The sequence below is a fragment of the Daejeonella sp. genome (assembly GCF_044348475.1).
In the GTDB taxonomy this organism is placed as follows: Bacteria; Bacteroidota; Bacteroidia; order Sphingobacteriales; family Sphingobacteriaceae; genus Daejeonella.
Genome location: NZ_JBIKSU010000018.1, coordinates 1 through 25,693, shown reverse-complemented (window position 1 = coordinate 25,693; position 25,693 = coordinate 1). Strand labels below are relative to the sequence as shown.

The window sequence follows — 25,693 nt, the reverse complement described above, 5'->3', positions numbered from 1 at the left end:
GGTTAAATTATATTTATAATAAAGATCCCGTTTTTTAAAGTGGGGTCTGGACTCCACTTTTTTTATTCAACATCAAATTTATTCTTATCCGCAAGCTTACTGTAACCTTGTTGGATGTACAGAGATATTAATGCTTGAAGCGCAATGAATTTCTATTATACTTTCTTTAACAGATTAACTTAGGGTAAACGATTTAATTAAAATACTTTCTTTTTATTTTAATTAATTTCTTAGGCGCTCTGCACATGTCATCCCTGACTACCGTCAGGCAGGCTGAACAAATTGAAGAAACTTTATTTCATGAAGGGGAATTTGGTTTTACAGCCCAAAGCTGCTCTAACCAACTAGATGTGAATTAATCTTATATCGCTATTGTATTACCCATCACCTAGATTTTGTTCTTCGTAATCCGGGTGCTGCCAGTAATTTCTTTTATTTTCTCTTTACCATAGAACCTGAGAATTTCTTTTTTCTCATCGTCATTTCCACGCTCAAATACACGCTGAATAACAGTTTTGTATTGCTCATGCCATTCAATCTTATGGATGTCGGTATCCCAGAAAAGAATTTTTCGAAAAATAGAGAGGTTGGGGTAGTCTCCTGATTCACTTTTTTGCTTTTCCTTTTTAATTTCATAATAAGCCTGAAGAATGAGCATGGTTCCTTCCTCGAAGCCCAATGCGCTATCAATTTTTAGGGATAGGGCAGGAGTTAACCCACGTCTGCCCTTGGTTATATCATTAATAATCTGGGGGTATTCTTGTAATGAAAGAGCGAATGGACCTTTTTTTAGGTTTCTTTTTTTTAGCTCACGTTCTAATATAATGCCCGGATGAATTCCTTTGTACATTTCAATTGACAGTTCCATAATCAAAAGTAAACAATAATGTTTATAAATAAAAAATAAACATTATTGTTTATTAAAAATATAGCATTACCCTAATTCATGTATTGGATTTAAAATGTTGTTGCCAATTATTGACATAATTTATAAGTATATACCTTAACAGAAATGAATAATCTAGCATTAAACGCTTGTCTTTCAAGGCCTACACGTCTTAATCATGCAAATATCGTTTATAGCAAAGTGCCACTTAAGTCAATCTTCTTTATTAAACTTATTAAACAAGGGTTCACTCAAAAAAAGCGTATTTATCTTAATTCGGGTTTATTAGGCACTTTTCAGCATAACTGGCTACTTTAAACCAGCCGGATTTAAACCAGCCCATTTATGCGATTTGTAATAGTAGCCACCTCACATCTCCTAGATAGGAGGGAACCCCGGTTGGTAGATAATAAGATATCAAGTGTCAAATGAATTATTAATTTAACCAATGAAAATATTTAGGTTTGCCGAAATCCTGATTAAGGTTGAGTTAAAATAATGGGAAATAAAATAAATTTAACACCAAAGCATCTTTTATTGGTTCTAACCATCGTATTAATTTGGGGCGTTAATTTCGTTGCAGTTTACATTGGGCTACAGAGTTTCTCGCCTTTTCTGTTAAGTGCTCTTCGATTTGGTTTTTCGGCTTTGCCATGGGTATTTTTCATGCCCAGGCCAAAAGCTCCACTGAGGCTGATTTTCTATTATGGGCTCTTAAATTTTGCCTTGCAGTTTGGTCTTATCTTTACCGGAATTAAACTTGGCATATCTCCTGGGCTTGCCTCACTTATTCTACAGATTCAGGTTTTCTTTTCAATGGGACTTGCTTTTTTATTCTATCATGACCGTCCAAGTAATTTCAAAATTGCTTGCTCACTGGTTTCTTTCATCGGAATTGGTATTGTGGGCTATCATTTAAATGCTGGGAGTACCTTATTGGGTCTGATTTTGATGTTACTTGCTGCTTTTTCATGGTCAGCAGGTAATATATTTACAAAGAAAATTCATTCAGAATCGCCCCTGGCACTGGTAGTTTGGGGAAATTTGGTAGCCTTCCCGGTGATGGCTCTTGTCTCTTTCTTTTTTGATGGGCCTGTCGTTATCTTGAGTTCGCTTCAACAGGTGTCATGGCCTGCCATCGCTGCTGTATTTTACATTGTGTACTTCTCAACGCATATCGGTTATGGTGCCTGGGCATTTTTAATGAAGTCTTATTCTACATCAGCTGTTGTTCCTTTTACGCTATTGGTGCCGGTTGTAGGTTTCATCAGTTCTGCCTTATATTTAGGTGAAGAAATCCAATCTTGGAAATTTTTAGCTTCTTTATTTATTTTGGGTGGGCTAATTATCGGCTTGCTTGAGAAGGAGGTTAGGGCACTAATAACCGGTTTACGGGCTCGATTGTAAACTAAAAATTAATGTAAAAACATGAATAAAAGGGTGGGCTTGTTAAAATATGAAATACCTATACACTCAAATCGGATTTATTCGCGACTGACGAAATCTTCTTTCCGGTCTCCTAGGTGATTTCGTAAGTTTTTACCACAGCCCGATTGCTATCAAGACCCCGTTACCTCTTTGATCACCCTTAGCCAGTTTAAACCCAGAATTTTTTTAATCCTCAAGTCGCTGTAGCCTAACCTTTGCAAGGCCATGGTAATCTGTGGATAATCGCTAATATCTTTTATTTCACGAGGCAATTCAGGACCGCCATCTAAATCAGAACCCAAGGCTATGTGATCTTCGCCAACTAGTTGTACGCCATAGTCAATCACTTTAGCTAGCTGATCAACATGCATCCAATATTCTTCAGGAATAGTTCCTTTGAAACTTAATGGAACATCTTTCAATACTTCCTTATCTACGTCTTCAATGGTTTTTAGAGGTGCAGCGTGAACTGTTCCCGGCTTCGTCTCGTTTGATTTTTTTTGACTTTGCTGCCATTTCCAGTAAATAGGATTGTTAAAGAGACTACCAAAGTGGATACCAATTACACCACCTTTTGCTGCGAGTGCTGTTGCAGCTTCATCTGTTATGCACCGCGGATGAGGTACAATGCCGTAAAATCCTCCATGACTGTATATTAAGGGATGTTTACTTGCCTCCACACTTTGCAATATGGCATCATTAGAGGCATGAGCAATGTTAATTACCATTCCAAGACTATTCATTTCGGATATGATTTTTTTACCCAGATCATTGATTCCACCCCAGCGGCTTACGTCATTACAGGTATCTATGAAAGCATTGGTGGTATTATGTGCAGGAAGTTGTATCGATCTAAGACCTAAGCGATAAAGTGAGTGGAGTAAGTTGATATCTCCATCCATATCCCAAGGGCCTTCCAGATCAAGAAAAGCCGCCATTTTGCCTTTCTTATTAATGCGCTGAATATCAGAGGCATTTAGTGCTAGTTCGATCTGCGAATGATTCTTTTTTATTTGATCTAATGCAAGGTTCACCACACGAAATGTATTTTTCACCTCGAACCTTCCGGGATAATAGTGTTCTGGAGTATACACTGAAAAGAACATCGCGTCTATGCCACCTTCTTTAGCCCTGGGCAGATCCACGTTCCCATCAGTATAACGCTGGCCGATATCGGTTCCCATTAGCAGTTCCCGGGTCATCACATGCGTATGTCCATCCATCACAAAAGCAGTTCGATGCAAATCGGGCATTGGTTTATGCTGCAAATTATAGGGTGCATGCTTAGCACCTTCTGGAGCAGCAAAAATTGAATCGAATGGAAAACTTCCTGCTAGCGGAAGGAGAGTTAAAGTCTTGATTAGGTCTCGGCGTTTCATGTGTTGAGTTGTCTGTTGTCTGTTATCTGTTATCAGTTGTCTGTTATCAGTTGTCAGTTATCTGTTATCTGTTGTCAGTTGGTTAGATGGTTAGTTGGTTAGATGGTATTAATATTTACTAAACAAAATTTTGCTTTTTACTTTTAGCTTTCTGCTTTCAGCTTTTCGCTTTCAGCTTTCAGCTTTTAGCTTTCAGCTTTTGCCTTTTATCAGTTGTCAGTTATCAGTTATCAGTTGTTAGTTAGGCAGTATTAGTATTTACTAAACAAAATTTCGCTTTTTACTTTCAGCTTTTAGCTTTTTACTTTCAGCTTTTAGCTTTATACTTATAACCTATAACTTATTACCTATAACCTATCACCTACTCATCAAACCCCCGAATATAAGGCCTTGCTGGTGGCCTTTCACCCGTGTTAAATTGAGCTCCACGTGTTGTATGATAAGTCATATTCAGGAATGGAGTTTCGATGCGGCGTCCAACTGCAGAGTACTTGCTGCCTTCCCAGTTTGATTCCATGTAATGGTTTGTGATTCCGGTTGTAAGAAGTAGCCGCTCAGCATTGAATGGTTCTTTTTTGGTTACCATCATCTCTGTGATCCAGTGCGGTTGAGCGTTAGATGCATGATATTGGTCAAACGGACCCGGGAAGCCAAGTAAAGAAACAATTGTTGGCTCAGTATGCCCTTCAATCTCGCCGGCGTAAGTCCATCCGGATAAGGGAACACCAATGATAGCTGCCTTCGTTCCATCATTGTATTCAATTACACAAATATTGGTTCTTGGATTTGCCTGATAGTTCTCTGGCTTTAATTCCAGTCTTTTGGCTACTGCTTCCAGTAGATTAGCTGCCCAGCTGTTGCGTTCAATCCATTTCCATGATTCTGGCCCGCGGATAGATTGTATTGATTTAACACCCGTCTCACCGCCCTTACGACGCTCAACGAATGCATGCAGCAATTCAATGCAATGAAAAATAGCTCCCTCATCTGGAGCAGCTCCAACTACGATTGAGTGTTTGATGGGCGCATCATTTTCTAGCTCTATTTCGGGTTTGCGGTAGTATACCGGAAGTAGCGATCCTCCGGTCAAAGGAAAGCCTAACTCACGCGATTTATCAAACATCCACTTGGCATCATCCCAATTGTATGAAAAATGCTTATCGTTAAAGACCGGTACCGAGCGCTTACTTTGCTCAAACACGCGAATTACCTGATTGTATAACCACCAGCGTGGAAGCATCCAACGCCCCTTCAAATCGGTTGTATAATTGCCATGCTCTCCAACAATGACCACTCCATCCACAGCAAGTTCCTTACCGCCAAGTGTCAATGCTTCAGCAACTGTTTTAACTACTGGAAAACCCTTTGCTTTAGCTACTTTCTGTCCGAGTAAGCTAGTATCATGCTGGTGCAGATAAAGAGATACAACCTCAACACGAGATGGATGGTAGGCGCCCTGCCACCAATATCCGTCAATCAACTTGTTCACTAACCAGTCGGCATGTGATCTTGTTGCCCCCCAGAATGTTGCCAGTACAGCAATACGAGGCTTTCGATCCTGAATTTGCCCGATACTATCAGTTGAGATGCCTGTTAAAGCAGTTAAACCGGCAATACTACCAATGCCCAGCATTTCACGACGGGTAAAACTTGGATTTGCCTCTATAATTTTATTCATTGGAAGTGATTTTGGTTCCATTTTTTTATCTGTTATCTGTTATCTGTTATCAGTTGTCAGTTGTCAGTTGTCAGTTGTCAGTTGGTTAGGTGGTTAGGTGGTTAGACGGTATTAATATTTACTAAACAAAATTTCGCTTTTTACTTTCAGCTTTTAACTTTTAACTTTCTACTTTCAGCTTTTAACTTTTAGCTTTCAGCTTTATACTTATAACTTATAACCTATTACTTATAACTTATAACCTATTACCTATAACTTACCTCCTACTCATTAAACCCCCTAATATATGGTCTTGCTGGTGGTCGCTCTCCTTTACTGAATTGTGCACCTCGGGTAGAGCGGTACTTGATGTTCAATTCTGGTGTTTCGAGGTTTCGTCCAACTGCAGAGTACTTGCTGCCTTCCCAGTTAGATTCCATATAGTGATTGGTAATACCTGTTGAAAGAAGTAATCTCTCTGCATTGAATGGTTCCTTTTTAGTCACCATCATTTCGGTAATCCAGTGAGGTTGAGCGTTAGATGCATGGTACTGATCGTATGGACCAGCCCATCCAAGCATTGATATGATGGTGGGCTCATTTTTTCCCTGGATTTCACCAGCGTAAGTCCAGCCCACACTGCGGCCACCAATTACGGCTGCTTTTGTACCATCATTATAGTTGATGACACATATATTTGTTTGTGGAGTTTCTTGGAAATATCCGGGCTTAAAGTCAAATTGTATGGCAACAGCATCGAGTAATTTGCCGGCCCATGGATTGCGTTCTACCCATTTCCAGGCTTCAGTCCCACGAATAGATTGTATCGACTTGACACCAGTTTCGCCGCCTTTACGTCGTTCTACGAAGCCTTGGAGCACATCAATAGCATGGAAAATACCACCCTCGTCTCCGGCTCCTCCAATTACAATCGAATTTTTTATAGGAGTATCAATATCAATTTCTATCTCAGGCTTGCGATAATAGGCTGGAATGGATGATCCTCCTGTTAACGGAAAGTTTAACTCACGCGATTTATTAAACATCCATTTTGCTTCATCCCAATTGTAGGAGAGGTGCTTGTCATTAAATACTGGTACTGAGCGCTTACTCTTCTCAAAAACCTGAATAACTTGCTGGAAAATCCACCAGCGTGGTAATAACCAGTGGCCCTTTAAATCGGTTGCATATTCACCATGTTCAGCTACTATGACCACGCCATCTACTGCAAGGTCTTTGCCACCAAGTGTAACAGCTTCTCCTACTGTTTTGAAGATTGGAATATTTTTTGCCTTGCAAACTTTCTGTCCCAAACCGCTTTCTTCAAGCTGATGAATAAAAACGGAAACAACTTCCACTCGTGAATCAGTATGGGCACCATCCCACCAATAACCGTCAATCAATTTGTTTACAATCCAATCGGCATGTGATCTTGTAAAAGCCCAATAGCTAACCAGAACTGCAATACGAGGTTTTCGTTGCTGAGTTTGGGCAATAGTTTCGGTAGATAGGCCTGTTAAAGCCGTTAAACCTGCTATACCGCCTATCCCCAGCATTTGACGCCGTGAAAATGTTGGATTCGACTCCATGATTTCAGTAATTGGTAATAAATCTTTAGTGCTGCTAATGATTTCGGTTGGTTTCTTTGCCATGTAATTAATTTTTTGAACTGGATTTAATTTACCTCGTTATCCTGATATATAAATCTAAAAAATTAATTAAAGCTTTTCTGTTATTCAGTATATTTTCATAATTATTTATACTTATTCATCGCAAATCAGGCACAGCTCTTCACAAAATTGCATCTAAGCTTTTTATTGACTGATTATGACGATTAGTCTGAATAGATTATTTAGCAATTTTTATAACTAGGCCTCTTCATGCATCATTTTCCGCGACCCGAGTAAAGCAAATAGCGTTAGTCCGGCAGCTAAGGTTAAGTAATAGCCCACATAAGCAAGACCGTAATTTTGGGCTAGGGTGGTTGCTAAATATGGGGTTAGGGATGCACCTAAGATTCCGGCTAGCGTAAAGGCCAGAGAAGCGCCCGTATAACGTACAGGTGCCGGAAATATCCCTGCCAAGGCCGTGCCTATTGGTCCGTAGCTTAGGCCCATCAGGAACATGCCAACCGACAGAAATAAACCTGTTAGGAATGAGTTGCCGGCTATAAATAGGAATGGGAAGAAAATTCCAAATAACATGATCGCACTAGTGGCTGAAACAAGCATTTTATTGCGTCCGTATGTATCAGCCAACCAAGCAGATAATGGGATACCTAATCCGAAGAATAGCATGGAGATCATTTGCAAAATCAGGAAATCGCTTTTGGTGTATTTTAGTTCCGTTGTACCCCAGCTTAATGTAAATACAGTCATTAAATAAAACAGCAGGAAAGTGGTTACTGTAGCCAAGGTACCTAGGGTTATGGCTTTGGTATGTTTTACAAAAACATCTTTAACAGGCATTTTTGAGCGTTGCTTGTTGTCTACTATCTTTATAAAATCGGGTGTTTCAGTGATTTTTAAGCGCACATACAGGCCAACAAAAACCAGAAGTGCACTCGCTATGAAAGGTATACGCCATCCGTAGTTTATAAAGTCGCTTTCATTCATAGTTTTGCTCAATATAAAAAATGAGCCGGTAGATAAAAGGAAACCTATGGGAGCACCTAATTGTGGAAACATACCGTACCACGCTTTTTTGTGTGCTGGTGCATTTTCTGTTGCTAGTAATACCGCACCTCCCCATTCGCCGCCAAGGCCTAATCCCTGGCCAAAACGAAATACGGCCAACAATATTGGTGCGGCAATTCCAATTGAAGCATAGCCCGGCAAGAGTCCGATAGCCACAGTTGATGGTCCCATTGTCATTAATGCAGCTACTAGTGTTGCCTTTCGTCCATTACGGTCGCCAAAATGCCCAAATAATGCTGCACCCAATGGGCGTGCAAAAAAGGCAAGGGCAAAAGTAGCTAACGACTCGAGTGTGGCTATGGCTGGATCTGAGGCCGAGAAAAATAATTTTGGGAATACCAGCACTGCGGCAGTGGCATAAATGTAAAAATCGAAAAACTCAATAGTGGTGCCAATGAGGCTGGCTGCAAGTATGCGGCGTACCGGATTAGATTGGATAGGTGGCTGGGTCATATACTCAAACATAGGGAATTTGAATTTATTTTTAAGACTAATCCAGTTCCCGATGGGAATCTAGGTGGAAGAGAGGTTGTTGAAGGTTTGTGTAAGGGGGGAGGTGAAAAAAAATTGGATTTTCCTTGTGCTTGGTGGTACCCACGAAGCATGTATAATTTCACTCCGCTCATAGCCGCGGGGGCTTAGTTCTTTTTCTGTAGCAAAAAAGAACCAAAACGCTACCGCTGCGCCTGCTGCTATGAAAGGTTCTGCGAGGGCTAGGGTTGTAATTGCCGCACCAGTCAATGCGGAAGAAAGGTGAACGGAGGTGCAGTGAATGGACGATTTGTTTGAGATTGATATGAGTTTTCCTGTTCCTAGACTTAGCTGTCTACCATTCATCATTTCATTCCGCTCATAGCCGCGGGGGCTTTACCTTTTTCTGTAGCAAAAAAGGACCAAGCCGAGGCAGTACGACGAGACCATGAGGGCCTTTAAAAAACAATAAACTACACCGAATAAATGCCACCGCTGCGCCTGCTGCTATGAAAGGTTCTGCGAGGGCTGGGGTTGTCATTGCCGCACCAGTCAATGCGGAAGAAAGGTGAACGGAGGTGCAGTGAATGGACGATTTGTTTGAGATTGATATGAGTTTTCCTGTACTTGGAGTTAGCTAGCTTTCATTCATAATTTCATTCCGCTCATAGCCGCGGGGGCTTTACCTTTTTCTGTAGCAAAAAAGGACCAAGCCGAGGCGGCACGACGAGACCATGAGGGCCTTTAAAAAACAATAAACTACACCGAATAAACGCTACCGCTGCGCCTGCTGCTATGAAAGGTTCTGCGAGGGCTAGGACAGTAATTGCCGCACCAGTCAATGCGGAAGAACGGGTATTAAAGGTCTGTGCAAGCGTGGCGGATAAAAATAATTATGCTTCACCATCATAACCGTATTGTGCGGCATTACCTGCCTATGCCTGCCGGTAGGTAGGACACCTGTATAGCGATTTTTAAAAATAAATTTCAATCAAAAATCCAATGTCATCCCGAAACCTGCCCTTCAGCAGGTGAGGGACCTTCATGAAATTCACACGAATTTATTTATAACCTATTTAAATAGTAAAGCAATGCTACTCAAGAACCAATATTTCTTTCTTTTGAAAGCCAAATAAAACAAAAATCTATCTTTTCCATCAAGATACTACCAAAGAAACCTAAACAACAAGGCACAACAAAACCCTTATAAATGCTCATTTTAATGTCTATGAAAAATTATTTAGCTTATTTTTTGTTAAAATTTATCAAGACTTTCACACCCAAATTTAACTTAGAACTTATTACTTAGAACTGATTGGAGATATGAGATATGAGATTGGAGATATGAGATGGGAGATTTGAGATTGCACAATTTTCTTTTAGCTTTCTGCTTTCACCTTTCTGCTTTCACCTTTCACCTTTCACCTTTCACCTTTCACCTTTCACCTTTCACCTTTCACCTTTCACCTTTCTGCTTTCACCTTTCTTCTTTTAACTTATAACCTATAACTTACAACCTAAAACCTACAACTTACAACCTAAAACTTACAACTTACCACTTAAAACTTATTACCTACTTTAGCCAAGTTCAAAATTTAACCTATGAAAGTAATCATTGCCGAAAAGCCGTCTGTTGCTAGGGAAATAGCCAAAGTATTTGGGGCTACAACCAAAAAAGACGGTTATATGGAAGGTAAAGGCTTTACTTTTACCTGGGCTTTTGGACATTTATTGCAGTTGGCACCACCCCAGGAGTATGGCTTTCGAGGATGGAATGTGCATAATCTGCCCATGTTGCCTGCAAAGTTTAAACTTTCCATACGTAAGGTAATGACAAAGGATGGTCTGGTTGAAGACCCAGGTGTCAGGAAACAACTCAATATTATTCAGACCTTATTTGATGAAGCAACTGATATCATCGTTGCTACAGATGCTGGAAGAGAAGGTGAATTGATATTCCGTTATATATACTATTACCTGAAATGTAAAAAACCTTTTAAACGACTTTGGATTTCATCCCAAACGGATGAAGCCATTAAAGAAGGTTTCCGTAATCTCAAACCTGGATCTGATTACGATACTTTATTTAATTCTGCTCATTGCCGCTCTCAATCCGACTGGTTGGTGGGTATGAATGCCACACAAGCACTGAGTATTTCATCGGGAACACGATCAGTTCTTTCGCTGGGAAGGGTACAAACTCCCACATTGGCAATGATTTGCTCACGATATCTTGAGAATAAGAATTTTGCACCTCAGCTTTATTATCAGGTGTGCATTCAAGTAGATAAAGAGGGACAGGCTTTTAGGGCTATATCGATCGAAAATTTTAAAAGCAAGGAGGAGGCGCAGGTTTTACTTGAGCAGGTAGAAGATGTGGCTGCGGGCTTCCCAACTGGCGGACATATTCTTACTGTAGAGGCAAAGCCGAGGAAAGAACCACCACCGCTCTTGCATGATTTGAGTAGTTTGCAGCAGGAAGCAAATAAAAAAAATGGATTTACTGCTGATCAAACTCTGAACCTTCTTCAAAATCTGTATGAAAGTAAGTTAGTTACCTATCCTCGTACGGGTAGCAGGTATATTGGAGATGATGTATTTGCCGGAATTCCAGCCTTGATTGAAAAATTCAAGGATCATGAAATTTTTGGTAGGCAGGCATCTTATCTTATGGGAGTTAAGTTGAATAAGCGCAGTGTGAATTTCAAAAAAGTGACCGATCACCACGCTGTTTTGCCAACGGGAGAAAAACCGTATAATCTTTCGGCCGATAAGCAAGCCGTTTTTGACCTGGTTTTGGGCCGCACACTGGAGGCATTTCATCAAGAATGTATCAAGGAAATCACTAAAATTACGGTTCAATCAGGTGCCAAGTATATCGCCAGTGGAACTGTGATTAGTACTGCCGGTTGGCGAGCCGTATTCAACGAGCCTGATGAGGAAAAAAAGGATGAAGATAATGCTTCTCTGCCAAAAGTGAAGGAAGGAGAGAATTTGCCGATAGTTGATAAAGCCTTACTTGAAAAACAAACTAAACCTAAGCCACTGTATAATGAGGCAAGCTTATTAAAAGCCCTTGAAACTGCAGGAAAGGAGATAGATGATGAAGAGTTACGTTATGCAATGAAGGATAGTGGTTTAGGTACTCCTGCTACTAGGGCAGCGATCATTGAAACCCTATTGAAACGGGATTATATTTTGCGTGAAAAGAAAAACCTGGTACCAACCCCAACTGGTCTTGCAGTGTATGAGGTAGTTAAAGATCATAAGATCGCTCAGGCAGAACTTACCGGAAACTGGGAGAAGCGACTCGAAGAGATACGTTCAGGGGCTTCAGTTATAGATTTTCAGGAAGAGATCAAAACTTATACACGCAGCATTACTCAAGAATTGCTTAAAGCAGGAGCTGGTTTAAAGCTTAAGCCTGTTGAGTTGACGAAATAAATTTCTTTATCTTTTTCCATGTGCTTGGTGGTACCCACGAAGCATTCATGATTTCTTTCCGCTCATAGCCGCGGGGGCTTAGTTCTTTTTCTGTAGCAAAAAAGAACCAAGCCGAGGCGGTACGACGAGACCATGAGCACCTTTTAAAAACAATAAAAAAACACCGAATAAACGCTACCGCTGCGCCTGCTGCTATGAAAGGTTCTGCGAGGGCTAAGACTGTAATTGCCGCACCAGTCAATGCGGAAGAGAGGTTATTAAAGGTCTGTGCGAGCGTGTCGGAGAATAAAAATTGGATTAACCGTTTTGCGCGGCATTGGACAGGGCGTTAATTCTAATTCATCCTTAATACAAAAATCAAAGCCCTGTACGCAGCCGTTTGTTGATGAACGTTCATAACCCCACTAACGTTAACCTTAGTACTCTGTCAGATTTTGAATAATGAAAATAAATATCAAATGAATTACAATTCACGCGCGGTGGGATGAAAGAACGGCGGGCCAGGTGTTTTGCCCTGTGCGGTGGAAGCATCGTTCTTTCTTGAACTTTTGGTGCCTTTTGTTTCAAGACAAAAGACACAAATAATTTTTGCCAAAGGCAAAAACCTAATTTTCATCAAATAACTAATTTCCCTTATCCTTGGTGGTACCCACCAAGCATACCTAATTTCATTCCGCTCATAGCCGCGGGGGCCTAGTTCTTTTTCTGTAGCAAAAAAGAACCAAAACGCTACCGCTGCGCCTGATGCTATGAAAGTCAGTGGGTTGGCTATTGGACTGCGTGCCGCACCAGTCAATGCGGAAGAGAGGTGAACGGAGGTTCAGTGAATGGACGATTTGTTTGAGATTGATATAAATTTTCCTGTAATTGGAGTTAGCTAGCTTTCATTCATAATTTCAATCCGCTCATAGCCGCGGGGGCTTAGTTCTTTTTCTGTAGCAAAAAAGAACCAAGCCGAGGCGGTACGACGAGACCATGAGCACCTTTTAAAAACAATAAAAAAACAGCGAATAAACGCTACCGCTGCGCCTGCTGCTATGAAAGGTTCTGCGAGGGCTAGGGTTGTAATTGCCGCACCAGTCAATGCGGAAGAGAGGTGAACGTAGGTTCAGTGAATGGACGATTTGTTTAAGTTTGACATAAATTATCCTGTACTTGGAGTTAGCTAAGTAAACTATATAAAACTACTCCCGCTCATAGCCGCGGGGGCCTAGTCTTTTTAAATCAACTATTTCACTACAATCTCATCACAATAAATAGAAATATCTTGCCCTGATCGGATATGCCATGAAGGAGTTTTTAATAAGCTTTCTGCATGAACTTTGATGTATCGAGCCTTTGTCCCAGTCTTCATAATTGCTTGAAAAGGCAGGATAGAAATTTTGATGATCTCTGGGTTTTCAAGCGGATTTGGATTGTTATCATTGATGATCATTACCGGTTCAGAGTAATTGTTTCCATCAGCAGATAGTGAATAACTTACATGTTTAGGAAGCGCAAACAAATGCCAGTCGGGTTGTGCCTGCGGGTTAAGGAAATCCATATTGACTGATGTTATAGCCATCACTGACCCTAAATCTAGAATAAAATCCATATGCTGTCCGGTATAATAAACCCAGTTCTGATCAGCTTCTTGCCACGATTCATACGAAGCAAAAACTCCGTCGGTAAGGCTTTCAAGACCTTTTGATTTTGGGTTTGGACTGGTGATTGGAGTAATTTTTTTTCTGAATGATTTTACCTTCATCATTCCCTCCATATTGCTGAAGATGCGGTTATAGGATGCACGATAATGCTCCGGTGTTCCTGCCCGCTCACGTACCAGTTTTACTTTATTCAGTTTGCATATATCAGCAAAGCGGTTAACCAATAACTTCATTTCAGGTTTTGCGAGTATATAGCCATTAATCCCCTTGCGGAACATGCTTCTAGCTGTATCGATTTCGGTGCGTCCGATCTGAATTTCTGCATACATGATTGGCAATCGTGCGGTTCTTACACGCTGTACTAATTTTGGATCAGCTATCACAGCCTTTTCTGCATTATCAAAGAGCAGCTTATACTGCTGCATCATTTCTGCAGACAAATAGGAGTTCTTTGCATGGATAGGATCTCCGAAAATACTCAATACCATTCCGCTTTTTACCAGAGATTCTTGCATGCTTTCAATGTACTGACTTATAAATGGAGCCGCAGCACCGAAATAGCCGGTTAGGAATTCATTGATAATGGCTTTGTCATCTGCATCCGGATTCCACATGAGTTTGCTGATCAGATAGGATCGAAGCAAGGCCATTTCAGCTGCCGCTTCATCATTTGCCTGCATGAACAAACCTTTGACCTGATTATCGGTATAGAATTTAATATTCGGCTTTAAGGTATACAGATTTGGGAAAGGTGAAATGTAATTGGTGAACTGAATATTATAATCCCAGATCAGGATATCTTTTGAAAGTGCGCCCCAGTCTCTCAGATCATTTGAAAATGCAGGGTCAGTAATAAATACAGGTGCTTGCCTTCTACTTTCAATATTACAAAGCATAATATTTACATTCGACTCAATTTCAATGTTTTTGGGAGCCTTCCTGGTATACCAATAGGCCAGGGTAGAAATGATTTTATCTGGGAATTCTTTGGCAACCTGATTTACAAAGTGAATGATAGATCCACTTGGAACTTTTCCGTATTTTTCATTTAATGCTTTACAAGCATCGCATTGGCAATATCTGTCGTTATCATCTTGGCTTACAGACCAATAGGTAGAAGCCGGTTTTTCCTGTATCTTATTTTTTAGGCTTTCAACTAGTACTTTTAATACTTCCGGATTTGAAAGACAAAGCTGGGTGCCTGGTTGTCGCTTGCCAGCAATCAGTGAATAATATTCAGGATGAGTTTTACCATATATTTGTTGCGGTACAAGCGTGTTAAATGTATGTACAAATAATCCCCAGTCATCTCTTGAAGAGAGTTTATGCCAGTCTGAATACTCCTGATCTGCCATTTGGCTATAGGAAGTTGTTCTGTATTTTATTAGCGGCTCATATGTTTTTGTTCCCTGTTCTAGTTCGAATGATTTAATCTTCGGGCTGGTAGCATCTTCATTGGCATATTTTCTAAATCCTAAACCTTCTAGTAGGTCGTAAACTCCAAAAAGCAATCCCTTTTTTGAGCCACCAACAATAATAAAATTGTTGCCGGTAGTTTTAGTAATAAAACCTGCTTCAGGTAGCTGATTGAAATTGATTTCATTTGCCTTGGCAAATTCTGTTTCGCCAATATAAATGCCATAGGTAACTACTGTTTTACCCTCTTCTGCAATTGGAATTGGCTTTATAGATATTTTAGATAGATATTTTTGAAGTTGTTGTGCTGCTTGATTTTCAATGGAACTTACCAGAGATGGAATTATAATCTGGTAATCAATGATATTGCCGGCAGCTAAGCCAGAACTCAATAAGCTATCTCTAAGCTTTGAGCTAACCAAACCAGGCAGAAAGGTTAATCCTGCTGCTACAATACCGGTGTTTTTTAAAAAGCTGAGTCTTGAGATAGTTGTAGTTTTTTCCTTATTATTTTTCATTCTGAAAATGTATCATGTTGTTTAAATCAAAACAAGGTAAAAAAATATAGAATCAAAAATGAAAAAATTAGAACCGAAATATTCTACCAGACCAGCTAGTTAGTGTAATAGTCCGCTGGCCCTTAGTATACCTATAATTCCTACCAAAATCCAGAACAGATTCAATACGGTATATGCTTTATCCTTTTTAAGGATGGCACACCAGGAAAGTAGGATTGCATCAAGCGTATTGAAAATCCAGACAAATAGAAACGGACTTTCAGGGCCAAGCCAGCTTACGAGTGTAAAACTTATTATCCTCATGATCACGCCGATCATTTCGAAAGTTTTGATGTGTTTTAAGATAACTTCATTCATGATGCAATATTGGCAAGGATTTGCGGGAATTGGATTCTAAATTTTAAAATTTTTTTAGGTTCTATTTTGAAGAATGGAATTTAGTTTTTGTGTAGCCATCTATTTATTAAAAATTAAATAGCTTACCCAAAAATTATAATTTTTCTATTTTCAAAAGTTTTGTTTTGAATTCAGGATTGTCAAATACATTTTTGGAAAACTTATAATCGCTGTAATTGTCTATATCGATGAATCCTTTCTTTTCAATGAAAATGCCACTGATTTTTACTTCGTCTCCAGCTTTTAGGCCTTGTATTAGTGCTTTCCCAGAGTAGTCAACTATAGAGCTTAAAACAATCGATTTTTGCGCTGATTTATTTGTTGGGTCTACGAGTATACCCACATTTATTTCTGTGCTTGCCTGCTTGTCAATAATATCCAGAACTGTAGCTTGCCAGGAATTAAATTTCATTTGTAGGCTGTCTTTAACATAGATTTTAGAAGAGGATATGCCCTTTTCTAATAGAAAATTTCGAAGAGGCTTGTTTTGTTCAGATACGTTTACTGTATCTCTAAGAACTTTAATATAGTTTACAAATTGAATCTGCTCGTTTGGCCCTGTGTTTTCACTTGCATTTTGTTTGCAGGAAAATAGAATGAATACTAGAGAGATGACAAGGATTGATTTCATATTCTATAATTTAATTGTGTTTTTAGAATTAAATCAAAGTTACGTATTTTCTATTTTTAAGGCTATTTGATCAGGCATGCTTTCTTTAAAGTAATAAAATTAACCTAACGTAATTTGACTGTATTAATGATCCTCAGCAGATTGGTTTAGGAAGATGGCAGAAATAATGATCTTGCTTGTGCCTGGCCGTTACAATTGGATAAAAACAGAGTGCCTGTTATTTCATTATTAGATGGAATCAAATCCATTGAAGATGCCATTTTAGCTATCAAATGATAGATAATTTAGAGCATTGCAGAAAAGGTAAATTATTTCAATTATACCAGGAGGTATTTTAAACTAACTCCTGGTATAATTAAATTCTGATTTATTTAAAATTATCTACCTCTCTATAGGCTTTTATTAGGGCAAGCTCTCCATTTTTTCCAGGAAGCGAATTACCATGCTCCATTCCAAGAATTCCTTTGTAGCCTTTGCCATCTATGTATTTAAATAAATTACGGTAATTGATTTCTCCGGTTGTGGGTTCTTTTCTTCCCGGATTATCTCCAATCTGAATATAGGCTATCTCATCCCAACATTTTTCCATCATAGGGATCAGATTCCCTTCGTTTTTCTGCATATGATAAATGTCATAGAGAATTTTACACGAAGGACTATTTACACCCTTACAGATCAAATGAGTTTGATCAGTATTGCGTAAAAATAGGTTAGGGGTATCGCTCAATGGTTCAAGAACCATGATTAGTCCGTGGGGTTCAAAAATTTCTGCTCCACGTCTTAATGCTTCAATCACATTTCCGGTTTGAATTCCAATCGGAAGAGTCCGTTCAAAATCGCCAGGAACTACGGTAATCCATTTTGCATTGACACGTTTTGCTGCTTCAACTGCCTGGCGGCAGCCATTTAAGAAAATATCAATGTATTCTTGTTTGCCAGCAGCTAACGTATTAGCGCCATTGCCTCCCTTATCTACTACGAATACACCCATGCTCATGCCCAGTTTTGCCAGGGTTTTGCCAATTTCTTCTTGTAATGCAAGAGGGCGTTTTACAAGTCCATTGTCTTCAATACTTCTAAATCCCTGATCATGCATGAACATGATTTGATCAATGAAATTATCTCCGGCATGAGCTGCGAACATTCCTGCATGTGGGGCATAATTTAAATTAAAAGTTTTTTCTGCCTTTGCTGGCTTGCTTAAACTTGATCCAAATGCAGCGCTCGCCCCAGCAAGAGAGAGACCAAATAAGGTGGAGCTTTTTATGAATTCACTTCTTTTCATATCGTTTTTATTTTGAATGATCAGCTTTTTAGTATTAAATTACTTTAGTGACTCCTGGAATTGCAAATGGATAGTTTCCGTTTGCATCAGGTAATACCTTTGGCATCGCATCCCATGCTAAGCGTTCCGGGAACAGGCTGATTGGAGAGTTTAATGCATCATCCCATTTAATAATATCGCCTGAGTAGGTAGCATAACGACCCATAATTGCAGTCATCGTACTTTTTGCAGCATTTTCAGCATCCGCGAATTTGTATTCATTAGCAGTAATTGCCGCAAATAGTTCATCATGCTCGGTTTGATACGGGTTTGCATCATTTTTACCGTCATAATTTACCAAAACTTTGCCTTTGTGATCCCAGATTTTTCCTTTATTATTAGAGTCAAAATATACTTTTCCTTTTGTTCCCTGGAAAGATTCATCTACTCTGTTTGCTCCACCTGTAAAATGGCGACACTGGCTTGATATAATGGTTCCATCGTCATAAACAAATTCAACTGAATGGTTATCATAAATCTCACCATGCTCTTTTCCATTACGTAAGAATCGTCCACCCGCTCCATAAGCAGATACAGGGTATTTATTTTTTACCCAATTGGCTACGTCAATATTATGCACATGCTGTTCAACAATATGATCGCCACAAAGCCAGTTGAAATAGTACCAGTTTCTCATCTGGTGTTCCATTTCAGTTTGATTAGCTTGGCGAGGATTTACCCAAACACCGCCACTATTCCAGTAAACTTGACCAGAAATTACCTCGCCTATATCGCCTTGATGCACACGATCCATTAATTCAATGTAGTTTTTTTGATAATGACGTTGCAAACCAACTACTACGTTTAATTTCTTACGTTTGGCTTCTTCTGCAGTTGCCAGCACACTGCGGATACCAGGTGAATCAGTTGCAACTGGTTTTTCCATGAAAATTTGCTTATTCTGTTTTACGGCTTCAGCAAAATGCGAAGGTCTGAACCCAGGAGGAGTTGCCAGTAAAACTACATCAGCCTCAGCTATTGCTTGCTTATATCCGTCGAAACCTACAAATTTCTTATCATCAGGAACGCTTACTTTTTCAGCGCCATATTTTGCAAGTAAGGCTTTATAGCATTTGTCGAGTTTATCGGGAAATGCATCAGCCATTGCAACCAATTTTAAATTATACTTGGTGCTCAGCGCCTGAAATGCAGCGCCGGTTCCACGACCACCACAACCTATCAGTGCAATTTTTATGGTATCTGATCCAGATGCATATGCGCCTGCAAGAGGAATACTACCAAGTAAGGCGCCTCCTGTGAGGATGGCTGAGGTTTTTAAAAAATCCCTCCTGTCGTTAGTTTCAGAAATTTTGTTCTTCATGTTATGAATAATTTGATTTAATAATCAGCTATAGGTTCTCGATTGTAATATGCTTGAATTTCTTCTTGGGTAGGGGGTACAAGAGGCCGTACAAGACGGATACCTACAAATGTACCTCCGGTTAGCCACCAGTTACTTTTTGGTATTTGTGGGTCAATTTTTTTCCACTCCGGATCTGAACCCCTGCGGCTTGCAGACCTAAGATCATTGGCAGAATCTTCATAAGATCCACCACGCACAGCATGCGGGTATAATGTTTCTGCCTGGACTAACGGGTTTAGAGCTGTGGTATTTTTATATGCGCTGTAAGTATCTGCTTTGTATTGATCAATGGTCCACTCGGTTACATTTCCATGCATATCATAAAGTCCCCATGCATTTGGCTTTTTGCTTCCTACAGGATGTGTTTTTTTATCACTATTATCACTATACCATGCATATTCATCAAGTTTTGAATCTGCGGGGAAGGAGAAGGGGCCTTTGCTTTGAGCGCGGCAGGCATACTCCCATTCTGCTTCGGTAGGCAGCCTGTAAAATATGCCTGTTCTGGCGTATAGCCATTTGCAGAATTGAACAGCAGAGTAGTGGGTCATTCCAATTGCTGGAAAACCTTCCTTACCCATTCCCCATGTCATATCAACATAGGGCCTTGTTGGCCGTGTTAATGCATCAACCTCTTGTGTTAATGGAAGGCTACTTCGACGGATTTCCTGATTTTTATAGACGAATGGCTCAAAAAGATCCCATGTAACTTCATGTTTACCAATCCAAAAAGCACTTATTTTTACTGGATGTTGAGGGCCTTCATCTGGGCGCCTGCCAGCTTCATTTTCAGGGCTGCCCATCATAAACTCACCTGCCTGAATAGCCACCATGTCAAATTTTAGATCTGTTCCGCTCAGATCCTGAGTGTACGTACTGAATTTATTTTCCTGTGAAAATAGTACAAGCGGAAAAATAAGTAAAGTAAATAAGCTTGATAATTTAGGAAGGGTTGATCTCATTCTGGTAGCCTGAATTAGCATTTAGCTTTTTCGTAATTTGTTTATTAAACTAATATCTAATTAAAGAATTAAATATCATCAATTTTGCCAATAATTTTGAATGCTAAACCTTGTTTTAGGGCATAAAAAAACAGGGATTGGCATAAAACCAATCCCTGTTAGTGAATATGATTGTTTTAACTAATAAAAATTTTTGCTTTTTTATTTTCCTAGCCTGTATAATCTTCCTTCATCTGTGATGGCATACAATGCACCATCTTTACCTTCAATAACCGATCTGAAACGCTGTTTTTGATCGGCAAGTAGTCGTTCTTCACCAATAACTTTATTATTCTTGATGACTAGTCTAAGTACATGCATTCCACTCAAACTTCCAATGAACAGGTTATTTTTCCATTCAGGAATCGTGTTACTGCTGTAGAACGACATTCCGCTTGGCGAAATTACCGGATCCCAGTAATATACAGGCTGTACCATTCCTTCTTTCTGCTGAATGGCATCACCTATTTTAGCACCGCTATATTCAATACCGTAGGTAATGATTGGCCAGCCGTAGTTGTTGCCTGGTTTGATCAGATTTAATTCATCGCCACCTCTAGGTCCAAATTCAGCGGTCCAAATATCGCCTGTGGCCGGATGAAAGGCTAGGTTTTGAACGTTTCGGTGACCATATGAATAAATCTCAGGTTTAGCTTCAGGATTATTCAGAAAGGGATTGCCCGGAGCAGGCTTTCCATCTTTAGTGATGCGGATTACTTTTCCATTAGCCGAGGTCAGAAACTGAGCCTGAGGTCTGGTTTCTAATGAAGAGCGTTCGCCGGTTGTGATCAATAAATTGCCAGTTTTATCAACCAGAATTCTTCCACCATAATGCCCAGTACTTGGATGTGCCGGATTTGCACGATAAATCACAGTGACGTTTTCTATTCTTTTTTCATCTGATGACAGTGTTCCTTTGGCAATTGCAGTTAGGTTTCCTGAAGCTGATTTTTCAGAAAATGACCAGTAAACCATTCTGTTTTTTGTAAAATCAGGATCAATGGTGAGGCCCAGTAAACCTCCTTGTCCGGCAGAGTTTACTTCAGGCAAACCGGTAATCGGTTCACTTACTGTTCCTGAAGTTGTGACAATTTTCATAACTCCAGCTTTTTCAGTGATCAAAAGCCTTCCATCGGGCAATACCGTCATTCCCCATGGCCTTTTAAGTCCGTTTACAAGTATTTTTGATTGTATTGCTGCCTTGGTTTTTACACCGGCAATTCTTGTCTGTCCCGGGAAAGCAGATGGGTAAGTACTATTGGGAGCAAGTTTTTCTACAGGATCTGTGCTGCTATCCTGCGAATAGGCCCCATTGCTATAAGCGGTGAGGATAACCGCAAGGGCACTTATTAAAAATGGCATTTTTTTAATCATGATCAATTTTTTGAATGTTAATTTCTAATCTAATTATAGGTAATTTGTGTTTAAATTTAATCAAGCTCAATTTAGTGATTTCATATCGATTACAAAACGATAATGTACATCACCGGCAAGTGTTCTTTCATATGCTTCATTGATCTGATTCATATTTATAAGTTCAATATCTGAGCTAATGTTATGATCTGCACAGTAATTGAGCATTTCCTGGGTTTCTTTGATGCCACCTACCAATGAGCCAACTAAACTTCTGCGACCACCAATAAGCTGAAATGCTGAAACCTCTGAAGGAGTTGGAGGAGCACCTAAAAGTACCATTACTCCGTTCGTTCTCAATAGGGCAAGGTATTGATTGTAATCATGTGCTGCTGAAACGGTATCGATGATAAAGTCAAAACTTCCGGCTAAGTTTTTCATGTTCTCAGGATCAGAAGTGATCTTGAAATGTTTTGCACCTAATCGTTCAGCGTCTTTTTCTTTACCTTTTGACCGGCTCAATACCGTTACTTCTGCTCCCATTGATGAGGCTATCTTAACGGCCATGTGCCCAAGCCCGCCTAAGCCCAATACCGCCAATTTATCTCCCTTTTTAACATTCCAGTGTTTCAAAGGAGAGTAGGTAGTGATACCTGCACATAGTAAAGGGGCTACATTTGCTAATGGTAATTTATCAGAAACATTCAATACAAAATGTTGAGTAACAACAATATGGCTGGAGTATCCGCCATGCGTTATAGTTTTACGGTCTTGTGAATAAGAATTATACGTTTGTGTATGCCCATTTTCACAATATTGTTCCTGATCATCTTTGCAATTAGTGCACTGTCTGCAAGAATCAACGAAGCAGCCAACACCTACATAATCGCCAATTTTAAAACGGCTGACAGCATCACCCACACGGGTTACTTTGCCAACAATTTCATGCCCGGGAACAACCGGATAAACCGTTCCATGCCATTCATTCCTTGCGGTATGTATATCAGAATGGCATACACCGCTAAACAGAATTTCGATTTCTACATCGTCTGAGCCAGGTTCACGACGGTCAATTTGATAGGGTTCTAGGGGTTTTTCAGCGCTTAGTGCGGCATATGCTTTAACTGCTTTCATGGTTTTAGTTTAGAGCTTAAAGTTAATTAAGATTTGATTAGTTTAGACTGATTATCTGTAAAATAGCGGTGACTGTTTCAGACCCGATAGCTATCGGGTTTCGAATTTACCTAGACGTTATGGAAGACAAATTCGTCTTCGCCTTCTTAAATGTGACTGACGAAATCACTTTGCGCTCGGTGAGGTGATTTCGTAAGTCGCCATGTTGTTTTAAATTATGTAAATTGGGTACTTAAATGTTATTATGGAAATAAAAAACACGCTTAACCGACGTCATTTTATTACAGGAACAGGTTTACTGCTTGCGGGTTATACTTTAAAACTTAATGGAACAGAGCTTCAGAGTTCTGAACCGATAATTGATATTCATCAGCATACTGATTATGCGGGTAGGAGTCAGGAAAAAATGCTTGCACATCAGCGGATGATGGGTGTGACAACCACTATACTTCTTCCTGCTGGTAGGCCCTTGAACTATGGTTCAACCCATTATGGAGTGAGTAATGGTTTGCAAGTTAAAGCTGGAGGTAATGAAACCTGTTATCAATATGCCCGTGAACATGCATCAGAAATGCTTTTTGGTGCGTGTGAAGTTCCTGATTTTCTTGGGGCTATTCCAGAGATTGAAAAGTATCTGAAGCTAGGTGCTAAGGTGATTGGTGAATTGAAATTCAATGTAGACTGCGATTCGCCAGAGATGCAGAAAATCTATCAACTAGCTCAACAATACGACGTGCCTGTACTCATGCATTGGCAGTATAATATGTATAACCGTGGTTTTGAGCGCTTTCATAAAATGCTTGAAAAATATCCCAAGGTTAATTTTTTAGGGCATTCACAAACATTCTGGGCTAATATTGACAAGAACCATCCGGATCAAAACATTCTGTATCCTAGAGGGAAGGTTAGCCCGGGAGGGTTAACAGATCGCTTGATGAGTGATTATCCGAATATGTATGGAGATATTTCAGGAGGTTCCGGATTAAGTTCCCTGACTAGAGATGAAGATCATGCCCGTGCCTTTTTAAGTAAGCATCAGGATAAATTACTTTATGGAAGTGATTGCGATGATTATGCCGGTCATGGACCGGCTTGTCAGGGTGCCGGAACTATTGCTGCCATTAAAAAGCTATCTGCAAGCAAAGAAATTGAGCGTAAAATCTTATACTTTAATGCAAAGAAGATGTTCCGGCTTTAAAATTCAGCGATTTTTCTTCTTAATTATTTTTATAATCTTTTCGGCAATCAGTTGATGACCGGTGTCCATTGGATGTGTACCGTCGGGCAGTAAACCTTCCATTCCTGTTGCATTCTTTTTTGCATAGCGATGAAATAGTTTCCATGAATTGATCAGTTCCACATTTTCAGATTTTGCGAGTTTGATTACAGCATTTTTGTAAATTTTAAGACGATCATGCCGAAACTGCTCAAGTTTTGAGCTCAGTGGATTGGGGGTTAGAAGAATAATTTTACCATCAATTTTTTTGATCTCTGTAATGAAATAGGTCAGGTTTTCGGTATATTTTTCAATGGGAATGCGTGAGCTAGTTCCTTCTCCTTTATCCTGATAAGCATCATTTAATCCAAAGTTTAGTGTAACCCAATCTGGACGATGGCTTAATACAGCTTTTTCAAAACGATCCATTCCATGTTCAACCTTTCCTTTGTCATTATCTTTGATTGAGCCGGTATGGCTGCCGCCGATGCCCGAGTTGATCACTTTATTTGGAATACCATTTTCGATTAGCCCTTCATGGATACGCACAGCATAAACCTTTTCAATTCCTTTACGCAGTGCTGTAGTTGAGTTTCCGAAAGTAACGATGGTTAGCTCCTTCTTGTCTTGTGCCAAAGAGAATGTACTCAATAAGGTAATAAGTAGTACTGCTAGGAAGTGTAGGTATTTTGTTCTCATTTTTATGTTTTTGAAAAAATCAATTTAGAAAAAATTTGATGTTTTGACGAAAGCCGGAATAAAAAAGCTCTTCCAGATGTTGAAAGAGCTTTCATTTTAAAATGTGATATCAGATCAGGCAACTTCGCCGTCGGCATAAAGATTATTGGTGGTATATGTTTTTTCTTCAGCTCTTACAGCTGAGCTTGCATTCTTATGAGTAGGCATCCAGTTATGGTGTACATCACATTTATCTTGAGGTACTCCTCGGATTACGACAGCCCTTTGAGGGCCAAGAAAGGTATTGTTGTACATTTCCATGGTAGTTCCTGCAATGGTTGTATTGTCTTTGCGGTCGCGACCTCCATGCATGTCAAAGTTATGGCTCAGCGAAATTCCAAGTTCCACATTATTGCGTGCAATATATCCGCAGCCGGGACTGCCGGTTCCTGCCAATGAATGTCTGTTTTCATTGAACTGATTAAATTCTATGGTTGAACTTGCCTTATCATGGCTCACTCCGTAACCAAGTCCGTTATACTGGCAACGGTGAATGAGGTTATGATGTATATGATGTCTGGTACCGGCCTGCAAATTTATTCCAGCATGTGAGAACGCAGTAATGATACAATTATCAACCTCAAGATCAGGAAATTTACAGAGTATTCCATTTGAAGTTGGGAATTTATAATAATAAGGATGACCAGGCCCTCCCGGGCCGAATGCACGTTTATGATGGTCTAAATAGCGTTTTGGATTTGGACCTTCTAAACGAATACCACTTATTCTGACATTAGCGCCATTGACCAGAATCATGCCGGGAGTATCTAAACCATCACTTGTGATCTGGGCACCTTCTGATCCATTGTGCCCTCTATCGCTTGCCAATGTAACTCCCTCAGGAATCTTAAGTATGATCTTATCGATATAAATAAAGGTGGTCATGTCTATAATCTTATCTCCGGGGATGAACACTACCTGCCCGGCTTTAGCTTTTGCCAATGCCTCAATCAGTGATTCAAGGCTATCTACTGTGTAATCGCCTGAGGTAATTAT

21 protein-coding genes are annotated in these 25,693 nt (G+C 39.8%); 3 read left to right on the top strand and 18 right to left on the bottom strand.

Annotated features, from left to right (window positions below; all coding sequences use genetic code 11):
• Positions 1–388 precede the first annotated feature (388 nt).
• Positions 389–868, bottom strand: coding sequence for a transcriptional regulator (locus ACIQZ6_RS06285; protein ID WP_395809275.1), 480 nt, complete (start codon positions 866–868; stop codon positions 389–391).
• Positions 869–1,384: 516 nt separating this feature from the next.
• On the opposite strand from ACIQZ6_RS06285, the gene ACIQZ6_RS06280 reads away from it, so the two are divergent.
• Entirely contained in the window at positions 1,385–2,293 is a 909-nt protein-coding gene (locus ACIQZ6_RS06280; protein WP_395809273.1) for an EamA family transporter, read from the top strand.
• 152 nt (positions 2,294–2,445) lie between these two features.
• Here the strand turns inward: ACIQZ6_RS06280 and ACIQZ6_RS06275 are convergent, their stop codons facing one another.
• From ACIQZ6_RS06275 to ACIQZ6_RS06260, 4 genes are all read right to left on the bottom strand, one after another.
• On the bottom strand, positions 2,446–3,693 hold the full coding sequence (locus ACIQZ6_RS06275) for a dipeptidase (RefSeq protein WP_395809271.1): 1,248 nt from the start codon (positions 3,691–3,693) through the stop codon (positions 2,446–2,448).
• Between the two features lie 361 nt (positions 3,694–4,054).
• Positions 4,055–5,371 (bottom strand): hypothetical protein, encoded by a 1,317-nt coding sequence (locus tag ACIQZ6_RS06270; protein ID WP_395809269.1) that lies wholly within the window; start codon positions 5,369–5,371, stop codon positions 4,055–4,057.
• Between the two features lie 263 nt (positions 5,372–5,634).
• Positions 5,635–7,002 (bottom strand): hypothetical protein, encoded by a 1,368-nt coding sequence (locus ACIQZ6_RS06265; RefSeq protein ID WP_395809267.1) that lies wholly within the window; start codon positions 7,000–7,002, stop codon positions 5,635–5,637.
• Between the two features lie 216 nt (positions 7,003–7,218).
• Positions 7,219–8,511, bottom strand: a complete 1,293-nt coding sequence (locus tag ACIQZ6_RS06260; protein WP_395809265.1) for an MFS transporter — start codon at positions 8,509–8,511, stop codon at positions 7,219–7,221.
• Positions 8,512–10,119: 1,608 nt separating this feature from the next.
• Here ACIQZ6_RS06260 and ACIQZ6_RS06255 point away from each other — a divergent pair.
• Positions 10,120–11,961: a DNA topoisomerase gene (locus ACIQZ6_RS06255; protein ID WP_395809264.1), complete on the top strand. Its 1,842-nt coding sequence runs from the start codon at positions 10,120–10,122 to the stop codon at positions 11,959–11,961.
• Here ACIQZ6_RS06255 and ACIQZ6_RS06250 read toward each other — a convergent pair.
• The 11 genes from ACIQZ6_RS06250 to ACIQZ6_RS06200 all read right to left on the bottom strand — a co-directional run bounded on the left by ACIQZ6_RS06250 (position 11,936) and on the right by ACIQZ6_RS06200 (position 22,743).
• Positions 11,936–12,202: a hypothetical protein gene (locus tag ACIQZ6_RS06250; RefSeq protein ID WP_395809262.1), complete on the bottom strand. Its 267-nt coding sequence runs from the start codon at positions 12,200–12,202 to the stop codon at positions 11,936–11,938. The two genes, ACIQZ6_RS06255 and ACIQZ6_RS06250, sit on opposite strands and share 26 nt — an antisense overlap.
• Before the next feature lie 222 nt (positions 12,203–12,424).
• On the bottom strand, positions 12,425–12,757 hold the full coding sequence (locus ACIQZ6_RS06245; RefSeq protein WP_395809261.1) for a hypothetical protein: 333 nt from the start codon (positions 12,755–12,757) through the stop codon (positions 12,425–12,427).
• A gap of 81 nt (positions 12,758–12,838) precedes the next feature.
• A complete protein-coding gene (locus ACIQZ6_RS06240) occupies positions 12,839–13,045 on the bottom strand; it encodes a hypothetical protein (RefSeq protein WP_395809259.1) in 207 nt (68 codons plus the stop codon).
• A 144-nt stretch (positions 13,046–13,189) separates the two neighbouring features.
• On the bottom strand, positions 13,190–15,541 hold the full coding sequence (locus ACIQZ6_RS06235; protein ID WP_395809257.1) for a DUF4838 domain-containing protein: 2,352 nt from the start codon (positions 15,539–15,541) through the stop codon (positions 13,190–13,192).
• A 99-nt stretch (positions 15,542–15,640) separates the two neighbouring features.
• Positions 15,641–15,898 (bottom strand): hypothetical protein, encoded by a 258-nt coding sequence (locus tag ACIQZ6_RS06230; protein WP_395809255.1) that lies wholly within the window; start codon positions 15,896–15,898, stop codon positions 15,641–15,643.
• Positions 15,899–16,031: 133 nt separating this feature from the next.
• Entirely contained in the window at positions 16,032–16,568 is a 537-nt protein-coding gene (locus tag ACIQZ6_RS06225; protein ID WP_395809253.1) for a hypothetical protein, read from the bottom strand.
• A 367-nt stretch (positions 16,569–16,935) separates the two neighbouring features.
• Positions 16,936–17,853, bottom strand: a complete 918-nt coding sequence (locus tag ACIQZ6_RS06220) for a hydroxypyruvate isomerase family protein (protein WP_395809251.1) — start codon at positions 17,851–17,853, stop codon at positions 16,936–16,938.
• 34 nt (positions 17,854–17,887) lie between these two features.
• The gene (locus ACIQZ6_RS06215; RefSeq protein ID WP_395809249.1) at positions 17,888–19,213 is read right to left on the bottom strand and encodes a Gfo/Idh/MocA family oxidoreductase; all 1,326 of its coding nucleotides are present in this window, start codon (positions 19,211–19,213) and stop codon (positions 17,888–17,890) included.
• A gap of 17 nt (positions 19,214–19,230) precedes the next feature.
• The gene (locus tag ACIQZ6_RS06210; protein ID WP_395809247.1) at positions 19,231–20,217 is read right to left on the bottom strand and encodes a formylglycine-generating enzyme family protein; all 987 of its coding nucleotides are present in this window, start codon (positions 20,215–20,217) and stop codon (positions 19,231–19,233) included.
• Positions 20,218–20,418: 201 nt separating this feature from the next.
• Positions 20,419–21,630, bottom strand: a complete 1,212-nt coding sequence (locus ACIQZ6_RS06205; protein ID WP_395809246.1) for a PQQ-dependent sugar dehydrogenase — start codon at positions 21,628–21,630, stop codon at positions 20,419–20,421.
• A 66-nt stretch (positions 21,631–21,696) separates the two neighbouring features.
• The gene (locus ACIQZ6_RS06200) at positions 21,697–22,743 is read right to left on the bottom strand and encodes an NAD(P)-dependent alcohol dehydrogenase (protein ID WP_395809244.1); all 1,047 of its coding nucleotides are present in this window, start codon (positions 22,741–22,743) and stop codon (positions 21,697–21,699) included.
• A 244-nt stretch (positions 22,744–22,987) separates the two neighbouring features.
• Between ACIQZ6_RS06200 and ACIQZ6_RS06195 the strand changes: the two genes are divergently transcribed.
• A complete protein-coding gene (locus tag ACIQZ6_RS06195) occupies positions 22,988–23,941 on the top strand; it encodes an amidohydrolase family protein (protein WP_395809242.1) in 954 nt (317 codons plus the stop codon).
• A gap of 3 nt (positions 23,942–23,944) precedes the next feature.
• Here the strand turns inward: ACIQZ6_RS06195 and ACIQZ6_RS06190 are convergent, their stop codons facing one another.
• Positions 23,945–24,658 carry an SGNH/GDSL hydrolase family protein gene (locus ACIQZ6_RS06190; protein ID WP_395809240.1) on the bottom strand — a complete coding sequence of 238 codons (714 nt, stop codon included), beginning with the start codon at positions 24,656–24,658 and terminating at the stop codon, positions 23,945–23,947.
• Positions 24,659–24,772: 114 nt separating this feature from the next.
• Positions 24,773–25,693 (bottom strand): hypothetical protein (locus ACIQZ6_RS06185; protein WP_395809238.1); only part of this gene is annotated, 921 nt, incomplete at its 5' end.